Raw genomic sequence first — 20665 nt, 5'->3', positions numbered from 1 at the left:
GAGGAAACCTCATAGGTTTAGAAGCTTTACAGCTAGTTTATCGGTGGAAAATTATAAGGTTTCCAGGCACGAAGTCCGCTCAGCTCTTTCTGCATTTCTTCACTTATACCTACACCCCAGGTATTAAAAAATGGCGCTAAGTTTCTTTTTACCACATTAGAATACGTTTTTACCCATAAATCGCGCTTTTGCTGGTCATTTAACCTGCCAATACTTGGCCCTATTTTTTGGTATTCTTTAAAAAATGTCTTGAAACTTTCCCATCCAAAACCTTCTTGCATTTGGCGGAACATGATCAAACCCAAAAAAGGATCGTTTTTCCATTTTTCGTAGCTAGGACCTTCTGCAAAATATTTTTTCATCATTTTTTGCGTGTTAGCACTTGATACGCCTGTGTGCGAATCATCTCTTCCGCCCATCAGCCTATCGAACATGTATAGCGAAAAGAAGTTATTGCTCACCTCGGTAGTACCGCCAAAAACCCAGTTCAGGTTTTGCATATTATGGCCTATCTCGTGGAAAAAGCCCCAGTTTGCGCCACCTTTACTCGGTTTCATCAACAACTCAGGGTTAGCCATAATTTCGTTAGAAAGCATGTGCCTTGAGGGCGAATGGTGGATCATGATCGGATAACCACTGTGCATGTACCCTCCGCCAATATGCTCATCGGGTACCATCCGTTGTGCCCTGTAAAATGGTGCTGGCATATTAGCCAGATCCAGCTCTCCAAGCACAACCAAATCCCATAGTTTTAATACTTCTTCAGGATTTTTGATGGTTTGCAAAACACTATCAGGCAAGGTTAAAATCACATTTTCGGTCGCCATTTCACCCCAGGGTGCTTTATTGCTTTTTAATTGGTTCTCCCAGTCGCTTTGTGTGCTCTTGCCCAATACAAAAAGCGGAGCTGCTACCGCATGGCTGATTTTGAAATCAATTTTTCTACTTTCGGCCTTAGGTTTAATATCGATATAAATCAGGCCACCGAAAGGTGAGGTCAATCTGTTTTTTCCAATTACCAATTGCTGTTTTTTGGTTATAATTGGCATCCTACGCCAATCTTCCTTGCCTGCTACCCAATAGTTTAGGCGATCGCTATGCGTACCAATCTGAACTTCAAGTTCGTTTACATTGGTGTTTTTGGGTACATCAATTTCTATATACTCACCCGCTTTTGCATATAAACCTGTACTGTACATGGTGGCATTATCATAACCGGAATACCCTAGTGTTGAGACAATTGACACTAAACTATCGGCCATTTTTTTATGTTCGATACTAACCGTTTTATTTATAAACTGAAAGCCCGTTTTAACTGCACCTGGAAAAACATCAGCTGATGGTTGTGCTTTAATATTTTTATAATCGGTGCTTTTTAAAGTTTCATCACTCCATTTGGCAATTGCTTTTCTAAATACCGTATCGTTTTTTGAAAGGGTATGTTGTGGTGTAATGACAATTGTTGCCGGATTTTTTACTGCATCCTGAGCAAAGGTGGTTAAGCCAGCTGCTACTAATGCCAGAGATAATAGTGATTTCATTTGTGTTTAGTTTGTTGTTATTTAGGTGTTATACTTTTTTTAGGCGGAAAAGCTTTGTTTCGTGCGCAGTTACTTCACCATTCCACTTATTATTTTTGCCCGTTACTTGATGTTGCCATAAATCCCTGATCTCATATTTATCAGTAAGTCCTAATTCGGCAAAGTTTATTTTTGCATTTTGGGCAGACGCCGATTTATTTAAAATCGCAATGGCGAAATCTCCATTGGCTAAAGGGCGAACAAAAACGTCCCAGGTATCGGTTTTAATTTTTCTTTCGGCCTGTTTACCCAAGGTATCCTGGTTTAATGCGATTACTTCTTCGTTTGTAAAAATGGTTTTGGTTTCATTATCCATTTTACGGATATCGCAACTGGCATATAGTGGCGAGTTGAGCATGCTGTACAAGCTCACTTGGCTCTGGTATTCGGCTTTTGTACAACCTATGCCTTTAAATCCAGATGAAGGGCCCTTTACGCCGTGTAAACCAGCTACCAACATATCGCCATCGTTCCATTTACCAGGGCCTGAAAAGCTGGCCAATCCGGCCATTTTATCAACCACATTATAAATGCCAACACCTCCTTTACCTTCTATATCCAACCATTTATCCCTGATATCGTAAGTAGTACGCCAGCTTTGTCCACCAACCTGTGCACCCCATTTCCAAGGCTCGCGTGGTCCCCATTCGCAAATACCCAGCAAAATTTCTCTACCCGATTTGCGTAATGCCTGTGCCATTTTACCATATCGTTTTTTAGCGGTTTCCACATCCTCTGGTGCATTGCAATAATCGTATTTCAGGTAATCTATTCCCCACGATGCAAAGGTTTTAGCATCCTGATCTTCGAAATTTAAGCTTGCCGTATAACCGCCACAGGTTAAAGGAGCAGCATCCGAATAAATGCCGAGTTTCATTCCTTTGCTATGCAGATAATCGGCCAGTGCTTTAATACCCGAAGGGAATTTCTTAGGATCGGCAATCATATTGTTTTTATTATCGCGACCGCCCTGCCAGCAATCATCTAAAAAAATATACTGATAACCTGCCTTTACCATCCCGCTACTAATCATCGCATCGGCCATTTCTTTAATATCTTTTTCATTCGGGTTTTCTGACATGATGTTCCAGCTCATCCAGCCCATTGGTGGCGTTGCAGCCAATTTGGTTTCCTGTGCTAATGCCGCCTGAGTGAATAATAACAGCACAAAGCATATTTTGACAAGTCTCATTTTTGTTTTGGTTAGAAAGTTCTTCAATTCTTTAAGAGAAAGGTCGTCATTCCTAACTTGATTGGGAATGACGAACCACCTATATTATTTAATCGGTTTGATGTAATAGCTATACTGGTAATCTTTGAAAGGAATTTGATACTGGATTAATGGCATAGAACCCCAGCTATCTATCCCCTGAACACCTAATTGCTGCATATCCATGTGCACATAAACCTGGTTTCGTTTTACCAGTTCGCCAGAGTGGTATTGTTTTTTCTCTGCTTCCGGATCTAAGTCCTCAACTGCATAAGGCAATGCATTAAAACTCAATAGCTGATCGGCAAATTCGAAACGTACCCCCCTGCCAGCTTTATTGCTGAAAGCTACCCAACGCACATCAGTTTTATTACCACTTTCTTGTGGGCGCGCATAAGGGAAATACTGATCTGCAACCGTTGATTTATACGTACCAATTAATGAAGCTGTTTTCCTGTCTACATAGTTTTCGCCCGGACCACGTCCATACCATTGGATATTGCTGTAATCATTTTTTAACTGCAAATCGTTACCGATGCGCATCAGGCTTTTATAATTACCAGTTATTGCCTTAAATTGATTATCAACCTTAACGGTACCATCGGCCAGCACAGTAAATTGCTGAGTAGTTTCTGCATCACTTTTTAATAACGATGATTTAACCGTGAGCGTAAAGCTATCAGCGGTTGAATTTACAGTAGATTTGATATTAGCTGCATCATTATCCTGATATACATTTCGCCACATGCGTAGTTTTGTATTTAAGCCTGCGCCGATATCGTTGTCGGTCGGTGCACGGTAAAAACCGGGCTGTGGACCTGATGTTAATAATTCTTGTCCTTTAGAAACGTAGCTTATTAATCTTCCTTTAGTTAAATCGAAAGTAATTGTAAAATCGCTTCCTTTAACCACAGCTTTATCTGCAGTTTGTTCAACTTTTAAAACTTTTTTGCCAGCGGTATAAATATTAGCCTTAGGCGCACCAGCCAGCGCAATCTGCTCGTAAGCAATTTCGTAACCCTTTTCTAAAAATGGCTCCGCATTTTTCAAACGGTAGCGAACGTTTAAGAAATATTCTTTACCTGCAGTATATTTCGTATTAAACGGAATGTTTAGCGTTTGGTTTTGGCGCGGCCCTACGTTCAGGTCGTTTACCACTCCCGTTTGTACAACCTGACCATCCTCAACCAACTCCCAGTTTAACTGTACATTACTAATATCTTTAAAGAAATAGCTATTGTTTACATTAATCTGGTTGGTACCATTAAAAGTAGTTTTAATATACTGATGTACTTTTTTAAGCTCAACCGCCATTGGTGTCATTCCCCGGTATGCCGTTACTACACCTTTAACACAAAAGTCGTTGTCGCTAAAGTTTTCGTCAACAGGACCGCTTAACGGAAAATCGCCACCATAAGCCATAATGCGTTTACCGTTTTTAACAGTATCAATTGCCTGATTAATCCATTCCCACACAAAACCGCCCTGCAGTTTAGGATTGCTCTCAATGGCATCCCAATATTCTTTAAAATTACCCAAGCTATTACCCATAATGTGCGCATACTCGCTCATGATAAACGGACGGGTTTCTTTTTCCTGTTTCGAATAACGTGGCAAATAATTTGGTGAAGGGTATTGCGGCACAATCATATCCGTATTGAAATCATTTTCTGCCCTTTCATACTGTACCGGACGGAAATCTTTGGCTTTTAACCATTCGTAAGCTTCATAAAAGTTAACCCCGTTGCCGGCTTCGTTACCTAACGACCAGGTGATTACCGAAGCATGATTTTTATCACGCTCATACATACGTGTAATGCGCTCAAGATGAGGAATACGCCATTGTTTATCGTTGGCGAAAGTAGTTTCCAAACTATAATAACGGCCATGCGATTCGATATTGGCTTCATCAATTACATATAAACCGTATTCATCGCAAAGTTCCATCCAATAGGGATCGGGCGGATAATGAGAATGACGCACTGCATTTACATTTAGTTTTTTCATCATTTCCATATCTTTTTCCATATCGGCATGGGTTAAAGTATGGCCCTGTGTAGCATTGTGTTCGTGCCTGTTTACACCCTTTAAAAACACGCGTTTACCGTTAACCAACAAATCGCTGCCCTTAATTTCTACCGAACGGAAACCCACACGTTGTGGAATTACCTCGATTATTTTATTGTTTTTATCTTTTAAAGTGATGTAAAGCGTATATAAATAAGGAATTTCTGCCGACCAGTTTTTTACATTACTAATCTGCGCCTTAAAAGCCAGATCGGTTTTATAATTGCCCAGTACTTTTTGCAGTTTGGTTGCTTCTTTCCAAACATTATTGCCTTTAGCATCAACCAGATCAAGCGCTACATAAAAACTATCGGGACGGCTGTGGTTGGTACGTTGATCTATTTTATAATTCTGAACGGCTAAATCCACATTTAAAAGTCCTTTGGTATAACTCGCATCAAGTGTACCCACCACTTTAAAATCGCGGATATCAAGTTTTGGCGTAGCATAAAGATATACTTCGCGTTCTATACCCGAAATGCGCCACATATCCTGGCACTCTAAATAACTGCCATCGCTCCAACGGTATACCTGTAGGGCAATTGTATTTTCGCCCGGTTTTACATATTTGGTAATATCAAATTCGGCAGCCAGCTTACTATCTTCGCTGTACCCCACTTTTTTACCATTTACCCAAATGTAAAAAGCCGATTTAACTGCTCCTAAGCTGATAAACACTTGTTTATCGCCCCAATTGGCCGGAATATTGATTTTTTTGCGGTAAGAACCTACCGGATTGTTATCTGCCGGAATATCGAAAGGCGGATTCATCCGTGCTCCGGTTAACTGCCTACCGGCAAATTCGTAAGGTTGGTTTACATAAATTGGTAATCCGTAACCATTTACTTCCCAGTTGGCGGGCACTTTAAAATTATCCCATGTTTTATCGTCGAAATCTACTTTATAAAAATCTGTTGGTCTTTTACGTGGATCTTTTACCCAGTTAAACTTCCAGTTACCATTTAATGATAAAAAATATTCTGATTTTTCTTTAGCCCTTTTCGTTGCTAAATCTTGGTTTTCGAAAGCAAAAGCTGATGCCCGCATAGGCAAACGGTTTACCGAAACCACTTCGGGGGTTTGCAGTTCGGAGGGCAGATCTTGCGCGCTGATTTGCCCGACAATAAATAATGATGTAAATAAAATGGTTAATTTTCGCTTCATTCTGTGTGTATGATTTTGGTTTGTTGCTCCAAATTACTGATGATTGGGTGATAATAGTAAAAATGTTTTAGCGCAAACGTTTGAGTTTTAAATATGTTACCGAGAAGTTAAATGATCAGATTAAAATAGGCTTAAGAGCCATCAAATTTCCTTTGCAAAAATTCTAAATACAAATAGCCAAAACGGAAAAAACCCTTTGCCACCTCCGGCGGCAAGGGTTCCACTAACTAAACTAACTACTATTTTAAAAATTCTAATTCAAAGTTTTTAAGGTAAGGTTTACCATCGAAACCGAAATCAGGCAGGATATTAATCTTCATCCAATACAAAGTTAAAGCAGATACATCACTTACTGTTGATGGGATAGACAATGATGATGTTATCGGCTCTGGTGTTGTTCCTGGAGGATAAGCATTACCCAAATTAGCCCAGTTATAAACACCAGAAAGCGACATGTTGTAACCAACAGGAGCCTTATTGAAAAACGTACCTTCTGTTCCCTCATCCATTGGCCAAAAGCCTACTAAATTATTATAATTAGGGTGCTTGGTAATGTCTTTAAGACCAACATTTGCCTTAATAACGGCGTCGCTTAAAGCCACATTAAAAAATGCAAGGTTAGCTCCATAAAACGGTGTCGGCGTATCAGAGTCGCCCGTTCTATGCCCTACCCTTAACACTTCGGTTGTTGTTAAGCTTTTTCTACTTAAGATATCACTCGTTGCTTCCAAATTACCATCTACATACAATTTAAGCGTTCTGGCACTGGCTGCACCTTGCGCATTCACTGTAGTATTGATACTCATGGTTAAAGTATGCCAATCAGTTCCGGGTGCTGTTGTTGTATTTACCTGTAATTTTCCACTACCACCATTTGCTGACCCTCCAACAGTAACTGAAAATTGATCGCCATAATGTCCCCATTGCCAGCCAGTAATGGTGCTCCCATTTAAATTTGTACTCTTACCAAAAAATGTTGGGTAATATACATTAGTACTGTTGAATTTGGTTTCCATTTGAACGGTAATGCTTTTGGTATCGCCCACATCATAGAGGCCATTATCGTTTGGTGTAACCGCCCTTGAAGTATTGGTGCTAAAAAGCACAGGATTAAAACCTGATTTTTTTAACTCAAATGGTTTAAAAGCAGGATTGTAAACCAAGGTAAAACCATTTGTTGGGTTTGCACTGCTACCACCATGATTACTGGTTAATATTACCAGCCAATCTTCGTTTGCATAATTTTTTCTTGCTTTTAAAGCGGTTAAAATATTACCCACATATTCATCGGCTTTTACTATGGCATTTTTATAGTTATCATTAGTAGCTACATAACCTCCATTAGCGCCAGCGGCTTCAACTTCTCTGAAGTTTACAAATATGGTACCCAAACCGGTTTGGCTATTTAGAATGCTCACCGTACTGTCTTTAACGGCTATATCAGTGGCTACAACAGGTGCAAAATCTGCATTTTTCATATAATTCCGCAAATTAGCCCACGGGGTAACGAAAGCCGTTTTTACCGATTTATACTGCGTTATATAATCAAATACATTACGATAAGATACAATAGGGGCATGTTCATCAACACCTGAACCCGCTGCACGCTCAAAGTTATCAGTACTGATCTGGTGTTTCACGAAACTTGTACCGGTTAACATCGATACCCACCCTGCTGCATCAGATGCTGTTTTTAATGTATTATAAGAATATTTAGCGTTCTTTTGCAGGGTTGTAATGTTGGTTGGTGCAACAGTCTGCAGTTCTGAACCTGTTAGTCCGTCGATGCTGATGACCAAAATTTTACGCTGCCCGGCAGAGAGTGGCTTTAGGTCTTCGTAAATTGCCGGTGGATTAGCATATTTTTTACATCCGGAATATGTTAATAGGCCTATTGCGCAAACACAAAGCAGTATGTTGTATATTTTATGGTTTGTTTTCATAATAGTGAGAGTTAAGGTTTAATAAGGTTACACTCTGATAAGTTGGCATAAACGGAACTTACACCGCTTTTAATCACCACTTTTACAAACTTGGCACTCACGTTACCTCCAGGGAAGTTAAAATTATAAACTGAAGTATTTTGTGGTAAAGTTGTGGTGCCCACACTCACATAATTCACATTATCGGTACTGGTAAATATTTCTACATCTTTTACGTAACCACCGCTATTATTTTGCCTTTGGGCAAAAGTTACACCTTTAACTGCTATAGGAACCGGTGATCCAGTACCTAAAACAATATTGATGGGATAGCCCAATGTGTTTGTAGAGGTTGCTGTTCCATAGTTTGAATGCCAGTAAGATGCTGCAGAAACAACACCATCAACCAGGGCAGCAGTTGTACCATCACCAGATTGAACCGAACTTACCGATACCACAGTGGTATTGTAAGTAATTGTACCCGTACCACCTGTTTTGTTTAGCGGATTATAGGTCCATAAAGCTGTTTTTAACAGCGGATATTTGGCATTTACTTTTGCTACTACTGCGTCACTGATTAAAATTCCCCATGCACCGAAAAATGGTGATAAGTCGGTTTTGGTGTAATCTGATAGCTTTTCGTATACAAAATTATGTTTGGTAACATCGTTAGTATTTAAACGGTCGGCATGACGGGCCTCTGTATATAAATAGGTCATTGCACCGTAGCCATATTTTTCGAAAATTTGTACAAAAGGGGTCATTTTCATAAATGGCGCCTCATCTACCGTATTCATAGCTGCATCTGTATCAAAATTTTTGGTTCCTGTTCCACTAGCATAGGCAATCGCTTTAGGGAAACCACTGGATACTGCAGGATGTAGAATATTGTAGTTGGCCCCAATCCTATTGGCCACTTTAAAACTGAACAGGTTGTTGGTGGTTTCGCCCAAAGTACTCCAGCTCCATACATTTGGCTGTTGACAGTTGTGTCCAAACTCATGATAGGTACCCCACTGGCCCGAACTGGTAGTGATTGAATTTAAGCTGGTAAAACTGGCAAACCAGTAAGAATCGTTTAAACCTACGAAAGGAAAACCCGAGTGGCCATAGCCTAAACTCAGCTGAATATCAAGTATTCCCCGCCATTGGCTTTGCGGGCTACGGTCTCTAATATCGGCCGCATTATCTGATAAACCCATCCATGCGTTATAGTCGAGATCGAAAACATCGTTCCACCTAGTAAATACCGCTGTAGGATTGGTAAAAGGCTCGCTTGAATTAAAAGTAGCGATTACCTTATCCCTGGGAATGGTGAAAATAACACTTTTAGCCCTTAACTCTAACCATGGCACTTGTGAAGCTTTAACTTTAGCTACCCAATCGACATCGCTGGTTTGTCCCAAAATAAAATCGGGCGATACCACAGCGCCTGTAATGGTAAAAGTAACCGGGTTGGCATAAGCGAAAGTAGCCAAAATGTAAATATGACCACCGTAGAGATTACGGATATAGTTTACCCCGGAAACCAGTTTTTTTCTGTTATAGATTACCGGATCGCGCAGCAGTGGAAATTTACCGGCCAGGTTATCGGTATGTGCACCAATCTGTACGGTTAAACCATCAACCCCTGCCGGAACCACAAGTTTGATCAACTCACCCGGAGCAGCATAATAACCGGTACTATATTGTGGTGATGGAGCAACAGAAATCCTTAAATTTTGCGCAGTCTGATCGGTAAAATTCAGATCCAATGTAAACTGTGCATCTTTTACCCTTGGCTCTGATTGATCTACCAAACCGGGAAATACCCTTGCCTTGGCATACATCGATTTATCGATCAGTTTCATGTTGGTATCAATGGTTCCTTCAGCTACATTCTGCGAATTGTCTGGATATCCATCCGGAACCTCATAGCCATACTTTTTACAAGCAGTGAATGCTACTAAAAGAGACAGGCCAAATATTTTAGTTAATTGATTAAATTTCATTTTATCAATATTTAAAGTTAATTAGTCGGTAATGATACAGTTGGGATATACAACCTGCCTGTTAAGCCCCATTGAGGAGAAACAGCAATATTTAACCAATTGTAAATGAGTAGTGGAATATCAACTCCGTTAGGTACAGAAAGGTAAGCCGCAGGAGAAATATCGGGCGAGATGTTCGGCGAAATCTCTTCAAAACCAGTAAATGTTACATTACTGCTATAAGTAAAATTATTTCCTTTGCCTGATTGATCTAACATTGCGGTGCCACTTGTTTCATTTCCTGGCCAAAAACCAAGCAAATTGTTATAAAACGGCGTACTCGATTTAATTTGCGTTCTCATAATAGCAGCAACATCGGTTGCAGACATGGCTACGTTAAATAAGGCTACATCTCTGATTAAGAGATTGCTTTGTGTATTGCCATCAGTTCCTATATCACCACCTAACCGGAGTGGAGTGTTGTTATCTATATTTCTTCCGTTTATAGATCCTGAGTACCTGGTTAGCCCATCAACATATAAAGTGAGTGTTCTTACACCGTTTAATACACCAATGGTAAAGGCTACAGTGTGCCAGCGTCCATCACGGATATCAATACCAAAACCAGGGCGTGGAGTACCGCCCCAATCTAACTGCGCGGAGTTTGCACCGAACAGAAAGCCCCATCCTGTTGACGAAACCGAGTTAAAAGCATTTCTTTTGGCCAAAAACATAGGGTAATAATTTGCCTGCCCATAATCATCCCTAAATTTGAACATAAAGGTAAAATCACCTGTGGTACCAAAATTACCAATCGCGGTATTGTTCTGAATAGCGGTAACATTAGAATTGGTTGTTGCGATAAAACGAGGGCCCGTACCTACAAATGGATAGCTGTTGGGATCTGGCTGTGAAATCAATACCGACGAAAAGCGGGGATTATAAAAAGCGATATAAGCATTTCGCGAAACATCATTAAAAATATTTGACCCCGGTGTACCACCAGATGGACCGCCACCTTTATTTGAAGCAATTACCACCAACCAGTTCTCTCCGGCATATCCCTTTCTGGCTTTTAGCGCTGTTAATATTTCCCCTATGTAACCATCTATGTTTTTTATAGCGGCCGCATAAGCAGGTGTAGCGGCGGTATAGCCATTAGCTGCTCCGGCAGTTTCAGCACTGTGAAACTGTGCCACTACCATTGATGGATTGTTACTGGTTAACTCGGTAACCACGCCGGTTTTTACGGCAGCATCATCTGTTACATTTTGTTTTATTGTTGCATCACCTGCCAGTTTATCATTAAAAACCGTAGTCGAGGCAATTGAAACCGTTCTTGCATTATTGAGCGAACTTTTAATCCTCGTGAAAATTGTAGGCGTGGTTTGCAGATTTAAACCAGAAAAATCTTCGCTGGTTACATTGTGTTTGGTATAGTCGTAACCGGTTAACATGGTTGTCCAGGCCGATGCATTGGTAATTACGTTATATTTGTTATCAGCCAAGCCTTCGTAAGTATAGGTGGCTTTGGCATTAATCTGAGCCAGGTTAGTAGGTGCTAGCGCTTTTATCGCGGCACCAGTTACACCATCCAAAACAATATAAAGTACCTTTTTACCGGCCCCTAAACCTAACGTATCGTTTCTGAAATTTTGTGGCAATGTATTTTCAAAATCCTTATTACACCCTGTGGCCATAAGGAATAGTCCAAATACCAGGCAAAGGCCAAAGTATTTAAAGGTTGCTGTTAATGTAAATCCTTTTTTCATCTCTTTTATATTTGAAACTATATTGATCAATTAGCAAAATTTAGGCGCATGATATTGTGTGGTAAGACACCATTAAAACGAAGGATATCGCCCACAAAAATTACCTGCGAACCCGTGGCGGTTGAAGTTTCTACCATATCGTAAATTGCGCCCTGAAAACCACCGGTATTGTTATATCCTACAGCTAGCTGGCCATTGGCTTCTAACACCATAAAACCCTGGCGCAGGTAGTCGCCATATTTATTAAAGGAACCGCTTACAATAATTTTCCCATTGTTAAGCTGACCCACAAAATTGGTAATACCCCCGGTAATGGGCTGACCGGTAAAGGTTGTTACATTAGAGCCATCAGCATTTAACAGGTTAATACCAGAAGCCGGTTTACCATTAAAACTGGTAAAAGTACCTCCTATTACGATTTTATTCGTGTTAGCGTTATACCTGATTGAGATAATGTCGCTATTGGCACCAGAACCTGCATTAAAGCTGTTATCTACACTGCCATCAAGGTTTAATCTTACAATTCTGTTGGCCTGTATGCCATTAAAAGTACTAAATGTACCCACCAAGATCAGCTTTCCATCATTCTGCATCATGGCATCTAAAATTACGCCGTTAGCGCCTATTGCACTTTGACGGGTCGATTTGTTATAATGGAAAGTAGAATCCATCGTACCATCCATATTTACCCTTACCACCTGGCGCATCCGTGTATAATCGTACACTTTTTCGTCATAACTGGAGTTTGGTAAATACATACGCTTGTAGTTATTAAAGTTACCCACAAGGTAAACCTGCTCATTAAATACAAAGGTTTTTCTAACAAACCCGTCAACACCCGCATTAAAGGCTGAAACGGTATCGCCATTTTTATAGGTTTCCTGAGGTTTAGGATTAATTACATTCCTGAGGATCAGACTATCTAATGTTCCATTGCTATTTAAGCGGGCCACATTATTCAAAGTCTGGCGGTTGATGCGTGTAGAGTTAAAGCTGGTAAAACTACCACCAATGATGTATTTACCCGCTTGTGATCCGGTTGGGATGCGGGTAATAGAATAGATCGATTTATCGGCACCACCTGCTCCTTTTCCAAAATTAACGCCGCTCGTAGAATAAGCGCCATTGCCTAAAATCTGCGCGATACCACCAATAGGCAGTTTTTCAGTTCCATTTAATTCAAAGTCGTTAAAGGCACCCCCCAGAAAATAGTTGCCACCAGGTAAAGCCTCAATATCGTATATGGTACTAAGGCTAAAGCCATTGTTACTGTTATTTGTTGCGCCGTTAATCACTTTCCAGCTGGCGTCAACACTCACTTTACCACCAACTTTAACAATCGGTCCGAAAAAGCTTTGCCCCTGTGAAGTAATCCACATACTGCCCGTACTGGCTGTTAACGGAACTTTGAAAGTTAAGGTACTATCGTTGGTAGATGCAGTAACCACTTCCGCTTCTATTTCATTTACATATACTTTAAAATCGTTAATGTATTTACTCAGGCCTTTTACCCTTACTGTTAAAACATCTCCGGCATTTACTACATCCGGTTCGATTGTTTTGGAAACGAAAGTGAGATCTAATGGTTTCTTACCTCCAGCATAAGGATCTTCGCCCAGGCCCTTTTCCTTTTTGCAAGAAATTAAAGCTGTTGTTAAGCATATTGCCCAGAACAAAATCAGCTTAAATTTATATTTTATGTTAGTTAACATTTTATTCAATTTATGAATGAGATAATAGAGCTATTTTGTTGGTGGATTAATACCCGCGGATATGGCCTGCTCGATAAAAACATTGGTGTTAAACCCGAAATTATGCCTGATCTTGGTGAGCACATGCAAAACGCCATTGGTGGGCTGAATATCTGAAGTAGCAATCGGAATATTCACTAATGCCACCTGAGGGTTGGACAGATCGGGAATATAAGCCAGGTACAACTGGCGGTAACCTGCATAAGCTACCCGCGAAAGTTCTTCGCCTTTATCACTATACACCACTGCATCATTAAAAATCACCCCAATATTCATAATCCTGCCGCTATAAGAGGTATAACCCTGACCAGGAAAAGCGAGGTAAGATAAAGTATCGCGCTGAGGATAATCTTTTAAGCGGTTACTACCTTTAAATATATATTGTGATAATATATTCTTCCATACTTCAGGTTTTATTTGCGATAATTGAGAAACGGTATCTTTACCAGCTGCTCTCAACCTAATATTTAAACCCTTAACAGATTTAAATATCGACCCGCTAGGCGGTGCAAAAAATGTGATGTTCTCTTTGCTGATCACATCGGCCAGGCCAGCTAATTTGATTACGGTTAGGGTTGAATCGAAAAACGGCTTCTTTTCTTCCATGTACTGCATAATATTGCCATTATATTTTGCTTCATGTACCCCTGTTTCTATATAGTATTTTTTACAGCCGGTTAAAACCGATAATACGCAGACTATTAAAAACAGCAGTGTTTTATAATTCTTTTTCATCATCATATCTATTAGTTCCAAAAATTATTACCAATTAAACCTGGGTTTGCACTGCGCTCGGCAGTAGTAATGGTAAGTGGCCATGTCCAGGCACCTGCATTTAGGTTAGCTACCGATATAGGTGCGTTGGTGAAATCAGAATTCAACACCCGTTTTGTTCTTACCAGATCGAAAAAGAACTGTCCTTCGCCAATTAGCTCCCTGCATCTTTCTTTATATATTTCATCTTTTAAATCCTGCCCGCTTTGCGTAATCAGTGGAGCATTGGCGGCTACAGTTACCCTGTTTGCAAAATCTCTTGCTCCACTTTCGTCGCCAAGCTCTGCAAGTGCTTCAGCAGTTAACAAATAGCAGTCAGGTAACCTGAAAATGATGGCACTATCATCACTCGTGATGGATATTGCGCTGCCCGATCCGGTTGAATAAATATTTGCGAATTTTTTAAACTGAAACGCTCCGCCCTGAGCATCATAGTTTTCAAACCAGGTGGTTATCCTTGCATCTGGAGATCCCGGAGGATAAAGTTTACGGATATAATCGGTTGAATAAGCTATAGAACTTTGCGTTTTGGTTACATTGCCCTGATATGGGTAATGCGACAAGTAATACGATAAACTTGCAGGTAAAGAAAATCCTTCTCCATAGTTAAAATCCTGTAAAATACCGAACAGGTTTTCAGAACTTCTTCCTTTAAAAATTTTAAGGGTATTGGCTGGAGTAATGGGCAGTATCTTATAATTACTGTAAGTATCCAGTTCTGTGGACAATGTTTTTACCGCATCGTAATATTTGGTTTTCACCCCGGTATCCCATGCTGCAGCCCACATGTTTAAATGCATTAACAGTGCAACTGCCGATGCTCTTGTAGGCCTGAAACCGTTAGATGTGGCATCGTTATAGAAAGTAGGCAGATCATTTTTTGCTACAGTCATATCTTCGATACACTTGTTCAATACGGTTACTTGCGGGGTTCTGCCCTGTGGAGTACTGTGATAAGCATCTGTATAATAAATGGCATCACCGAACAATTTACAGATAAACATGTAGCTGAGGTTGCGCAAAAATACGGCCTCTGCTTTATAGCGTTTTTTATCGGCATCAGATAAACTTGATGAAGGCACTTTGTCAACTTCGAAGTATAGGATGTTGGCCGCAGCAACTACATCGTACCATTCTTTCCAGCTCATGATGTTTTTCATCATGCCATTAAACCGACCGGAACTGGCAATGAGGAATTTCATGTTATTGCTTGTAAGGGCAAGAAAAGTATTAGCGCCATCGTTACTTAAGCTTCCTATGGCAACCTTATTGCCCCTCATTTCTAATGCCGGGAAGAATGCCCGGTCATCATTGTTAAAGAAGGTTGGTGTACCTGCCACTTTTGATTTTAACCGAGAGTAAATTCCATTGGTAAATCCCTCTACATCTTCACGGGTTTTCCAAAAGTTATTCCCACTCTGAGCCTCAATTGGTGTTACATTCAGAAATTTTTTGCAGCCAAGGGCAGTAAAAACCAGTGCAGCAATCAGAATTATGTATGTTGTATTTTTCATCTGTCTAATTTTTAAAACTCAATGTTTAAACCTAATGTAAACTGCTTTGGCGAAGGATAACCTCCTGAGTCATCTCTACCCAAGCTGGTCACATTTTCAGGATTTGGCCCAGAGTAGCGTGTAATAAAGCCAAGATTTGCGGCAGTAGCATTAATACTTACCCTGTTCATCCCGAACCTGCTGGTAAATTTCTTATCAAAGATGTAATACACTTTAATCGAGTTTAACTTAAAGTAAGAGCCATCTTCCTGAAATGCCGTTTGGTTTAACCTGAAAGGATCAATAATACGTGCACGGACAAAATCTAAAGGATTGGCATAAGTGGCATTCTGGCCAGGTGCACTCCAGTAGTTCAGCTGGTCAAGCGGCACCAAACTCGCGAACTGAAAATTACTATAGTTCTGTAATTGCTTACCTAATGGGTTATTAATAATATCACGAACCAGGGTAAAGGAAGTGTTCACCTCTATACTCCAGTTTTTCCATTGCAGGTAGGAGTAAAAACCTCCTGTTATCTGCGGCTGTGAATTACCGGCAATCACCCTATCATTACCATCAAGTACATAATTTCCATCCAGATCGGTAAAAATAGGATCACCTGCCCTAAAATAATTCAAACGACCGGTACCTCCTACGCGGTAAGGCAAACCTGTATTTGGATCAACCGGAACCTGGGCATTGGTAGAATAAACTCCCTTTGTGTTGTATAGGTAGTTAGATAAGGAGTTGGTACCTAAGCGATAATAAGTATCCTGACCTAAGGCTTTATCATAATAAATAAGATCTCTTAAATTATCAGGCAATTGTGCCAAAATTTCTCTGTTGATGGCCAAGTTTCCTGATATGGTCCACTTAAATGGACTTGTAGGGTTTAATGGGCGAGCGGTTGCTTGAAATTCCCATCCGTAGTTTACATTACTGATTTCGTTAGATGCAACCGTTTCGAATGAATTGGCACTTGAAATATCCTTGTATCTGAAAATATTATCATTTTGTTTGTAATAGGTATCAAAAACGAATGAAAAACGGTTTTGGAACAAGCTAAAATCAACGCCAGCATTATAAGTGGTTGCCCTTGTAGGCTGTAAATCTAAATTTGGCAACCTTTTTAGATCCAATATGATAGAATTGGCATTATTATAACGGTTTCCTCCTACATATTTACCATAGGCATCAAAAACCCCACCTACAGGCTGTATGTTAGAACCATAACTTAAACGGATATCGGCATAATCAACCCATTTTACATTTTGCAAAAACTTTTCTTTGTTAAAGTTCCACTTTAATGCAATGGATGGATTGGCAACATAGCGGGCATTTTCGCCATTGGCCGAATTGGCATCTAAACGATAGTTAAAATCCAATACATATTTTTGTTTGTAGTTATAAGAAAATGCACCTGCAAAAGCTACACTCCGGGCATCGTTATAATCAATAGTTCCGCCCAGAGAGGTCAGGTAATCGGTCATATTGGTTAAAGGTCCTCTTAATTGATCGTTAACTCCTCTTTCGTTCAAAATAGCATCGGCTTTAAAAAAGCTCGAGTTGATCTCAGTAAAGGCAAATAAGTTAAACGTATGAGAATCTTCCCCAGCTGCATCTTTTAAACCGTATACATAAGAGAACTGGTTACGGTTGTACAACTTGGTTGCCCGATCGTTATACGTATAATATTTGGATTGATTTCCGTTTAACGCTGCCGGTGAAAAATTGTCTTTAGTACCGGTGCTATTGGTATAATTTAAGAAAGTAGCTATCCTAAAATTCTTAAAAAGTTCATATTCTGCATTGATGGTTGCAAAAGTTTGTAATGATTTATTATCGTTATCGGTTTGTAACTGTGCCAACACCCCACTTTGAGAAGAGAAAAGCGATGGTGAAGGCAATAGGCTTGAGGCCTGTCCTGTTGTGGCTAAACCACTATTTAAGAAACCATTACCACTGCCAACCTGTTGTTTTTGGATTGAATTTTGCAACTGACCATATAACTTAAATTTAGGTGTAGGATTGTATTGCATATTCATGTTAAGGTTATACCTCGAATACCCCGTATTCTCCTGGATTCCGGTTTCATCATAAGCCCCTAAACCTACTTTATAGTTAAATGCTACATCACCGCCCGAAATGCTTACATTATGGGTTTGATTGAAAGTATTCCTGTAAAAATAAGATTGCCAATCGGTAGAGTTATTAAAGTAAGCATTCAGACTATCAGCTAAAATGGGATTATAATTGACCAAATCTATCGCGTGATTATAACTGGTATCATTTTGCAGAATCTGATTGATCCGCAACATCCGTTCGCCTTTACCTCCAATAACACTGCGCAATTGAGGAACCATTGAAAAAAAGGATGCACCTGTATAACGCACTACCGGAATTTTAGAATTACCGCGCTTGGTGGTTACTAAAATAACCCCATAAGCTCCTCTCGATCCGTATAACGAGGTAGCTGCAGCATCTTTCAACGTGGTAATGTCTTCAATATCCTCTGGCGGGATCTGTGAGATAGGTGATACACCTGGACCTGCCTGTTGAAAACCGTACGAATAATTGGTATTGTCATCAACAGGTACACCATCAATTACAAACAATGGCGAAGTTGGGGTTAAGAAACTCGAACTTCCAGAACCTGATACGTTGATATTAGAAATACCACGCAGGGTAATAGACCCTCTAAAACCAGGTGCACCGGTATTATTCTGAATGTTAAGACCGGCGACTTTACCTTGTAAAAGTGACATAATATCACTTGCAGGCTGCCCCTGAATATCTTTACCCGAGATGCTTACGGTAGAACCTGTAGATAAAGTTCTGGTTTTGGTCTGATAACCTGCAGTAACAGTAACTTCTTTAAGGGTAGCATTATCGCCCTGTAAAGTAAGGTTAATGGTAGTTCTTCCATTTACCTTAACGGTTTGTGTAACATAACTTAAATATTTAAAGGTAATTTCTGCATTTGATGCTACAGTAACCCTGTAATGTCCATCACCATCGGTTTGGCCCAAAACCCTACCAGCACTTAAAATGCTTACGCCGGGCATGGTTTCTTTCTTTTTCGATTCGCCATCGTAAACTGTACCTGTAACTGCAATTTGCTGTTGTGCCAGGGCGAGATTATGCAAACCAAAAATCAATAAAATTACTATGCTGTAAAAATACTTCATTGGAAATATGTTTTGTTTGGATTTAGTTTGTTTCATCAGTCGTTATCAAATTTTGGTTTGTCGTTCTTGAACTGAAAGATAATTTCCCAATCCCCCTCCTCGTAAATCTTGAAATTTAAGGCGATATAACAGTGGAGTAAAACTGCACCAAAAGCCTGCCTGTCGAACCTAAACACTACCCTTGCCGCAGCACCATCTGTTGTGGTATATTTTGTAGGGTATGCGGTTAAAGGGATGGGATAAGCCACATCAAACTTCACTTTGGTTCCATCTTTTACCATATTGAAACCATGTACCAAATTGCCCCAATCGGTTAAAGCGAACTTATTTGGATCGATGGCTTGTGCCAGTGTATCTATAAATTTGAAACTGATGCTATGCCCGGAATAGCCCGGCAATCCTTTTGGCAGTTTGTTAAACACCACGGCTACATCGCTCGATGATAAGAACTGATTGGTTCTTGTACCGGTAATAAATAAACCAGCAGGGCTAACCGAGGTTGATGTTCCCTGTCCGGTTATGGGATCTAATGGTGAAGGCTCGTAAGGGCGTTCTCGCAACGGGCTAAGGCGGAAATTCTGGAAATATTTCCTTCCACCAGTATTCGACATTTCGACATCAAAAACATAACCCGAATCTGGTTGTGCTTTAATCATGTTGGAATTGGCTTCTGCCCACATTAAAAACTCACCGGAATGCGGACGTACTTCAAACAACGGATGGTTTTCGATTACACGTTTGGCCTCAATTTCGGCCAGCGATTTTTCAGTACCATCATAAGCCGTTTTCCATACCTTAACAGGATACAGTTTGGTAAGTTCAGGAGCAGGCTCGCCACCAAAGGTGCGCATATTCACAATTTTAAAATCCAAAGGCCTGCTCGAGTTACCATAGGCAAAATTGTTGGTAAATAAGGTATTTCTACCCAAAGTAGGCTGATATAAATATTGTGTGTACTGGCTATCGTTAGCGATAGACAATCTATTATCCGGTAAATTTTTCTTACACGATACCAATACGAGCATCATGCCTGATAGGATTATAGCTACACTAAGAAAGTATTTTTTAGTTTTCATCTTCATAAGGCTATTGGTCTAATCTGTATGTAAATTCATCAAACCCAAAATTGTGCAGCGGGGTTAAAATGTTTATGGTTGCATTATTGGTTTTGATGTTAATGGCGTTGGTATTGGTGGTTACCCAGTTGAGCCTAATGGTTGAGCCGTACATATCACTGTATTCGAGTGTTGTGGCACCTCCACCTACAAAACCTGATGCATTTGCCTGTAGGGCTTTAACATGCATAGGATAATTAGAAGCTACAGTTGTTACCGAAATGCCATCAACCGTACTGGCATAGGCAGCGGATGTTAAGTTTCCCCTTATAATATATTTCGAAAGCATAAATGCCAGTTCCAACGGATCTGCAGTACTTAAATAAATAGGTGCTTTTCCTTCCGCTTTTCTCGTTTGATTTAAATATTTAACCGATGCAGCAAAATTTTCGTTTACTGGTGCAAACAGGGTTACTTTCTGATTGGTTAAAGAATCCTTCAAAAAAGGGAAACGGTCCAATACCAAAAGCAGGGAATCAAAAGTGTTGGGCTTCGATTTTAAATAATCCACTGCGGTTCCCTTAAATGTTTGTACCGTATTGGTATAATCGTAATAAGGAGAATCGTTTTTTTTGCAGCCGCTTAAATAAATACCCATTACGGCTATTAGCAACAATAGGCTGTACTTATTATATAATTTCTTTTTCATGATCTTCTGA

At 40.0% G+C, this 20665-nt stretch carries 12 protein-coding genes; all 12 read right to left on the bottom strand.

Annotated elements, in window-relative coordinates:
• Nucleotides 1-32 precede the first annotated feature (32 nt).
• Entirely contained in the window at nt 33-1541 is a 1509-nt protein-coding gene (locus HDC90_RS13345) for a M60 family metallopeptidase (RefSeq protein WP_184467121.1), read from the bottom strand.
• A gap of 28 nt (nt 1542-1569) precedes the next feature.
• Nucleotides 1570-2772, bottom strand: a complete 1203-nt coding sequence (locus tag HDC90_RS13340; protein ID WP_221451847.1) for a glycoside hydrolase family 27 protein — start codon at nt 2770-2772, stop codon at nt 1570-1572.
• Nucleotides 2773-2856: 84 nt separating this feature from the next.
• Complete coding sequence (locus HDC90_RS13335) at nt 2857-6021, bottom strand: glycoside hydrolase family 2 TIM barrel-domain containing protein (RefSeq protein ID WP_184467119.1); 3165 nt, start codon at nt 6019-6021, stop codon at nt 2857-2859.
• A 239-nt stretch (nt 6022-6260) separates the two neighbouring features.
• Entirely contained in the window at nt 6261-7964 is a 1704-nt protein-coding gene (locus HDC90_RS13330; RefSeq protein WP_184467117.1) for a LamG-like jellyroll fold domain-containing protein, read from the bottom strand.
• 11 nt (nt 7965-7975) lie between these two features.
• Nucleotides 7976-9934 (bottom strand): M60 family metallopeptidase, encoded by a 1959-nt coding sequence (locus tag HDC90_RS13325; RefSeq protein ID WP_184467116.1) that lies wholly within the window; start codon nt 9932-9934, stop codon nt 7976-7978.
• Nucleotides 9935-9951: 17 nt separating this feature from the next.
• Entirely contained in the window at nt 9952-11685 is a 1734-nt protein-coding gene (locus HDC90_RS13320; RefSeq protein WP_184467114.1) for a DUF4983 domain-containing protein, read from the bottom strand.
• Nucleotides 11686-11711: 26 nt separating this feature from the next.
• A complete protein-coding gene (locus HDC90_RS13315) occupies nt 11712-13397 on the bottom strand; it encodes a DUF5008 domain-containing protein (protein ID WP_184467112.1) in 1686 nt (561 codons plus the stop codon).
• A 30-nt stretch (nt 13398-13427) separates the two neighbouring features.
• Nucleotides 13428-14171 carry a fasciclin domain-containing protein gene (locus tag HDC90_RS13310; RefSeq protein WP_184467110.1) on the bottom strand — a complete coding sequence of 248 codons (744 nt, stop codon included), beginning with the start codon at nt 14169-14171 and terminating at the stop codon, nt 13428-13430.
• Between the two features lie 11 nt (nt 14172-14182).
• Nucleotides 14183-15724, bottom strand: a complete 1542-nt coding sequence (locus HDC90_RS13305) for a RagB/SusD family nutrient uptake outer membrane protein (RefSeq protein WP_184467108.1) — start codon at nt 15722-15724, stop codon at nt 14183-14185.
• Nucleotides 15725-15735: 11 nt separating this feature from the next.
• Complete coding sequence (locus HDC90_RS13300; RefSeq protein WP_184467106.1) at nt 15736-18891, bottom strand: SusC/RagA family TonB-linked outer membrane protein; 3156 nt, start codon at nt 18889-18891, stop codon at nt 15736-15738.
• Between the two features lie 35 nt (nt 18892-18926).
• Nucleotides 18927-19967, bottom strand: a complete 1041-nt coding sequence (locus tag HDC90_RS13295) for a DUF5007 domain-containing protein (RefSeq protein ID WP_255497642.1) — start codon at nt 19965-19967, stop codon at nt 18927-18929.
• 10 nt (nt 19968-19977) lie between these two features.
• Complete coding sequence (locus HDC90_RS13290; protein WP_184467102.1) at nt 19978-20655, bottom strand: hypothetical protein; 678 nt, start codon at nt 20653-20655, stop codon at nt 19978-19980.
• Between the last annotated feature and the right edge of the window lie 10 nt (nt 20656-20665).

It is taken from the genome of Pedobacter sp. AK013, assembly GCF_014205835.1.
GTDB lineage: Bacteria > Bacteroidota > Bacteroidia > Sphingobacteriales > Sphingobacteriaceae > Pedobacter.
The sequence above is the reverse complement of the archived record's forward strand: the minus strand, read 5'-3'. Positions and strand labels throughout refer to the sequence as shown.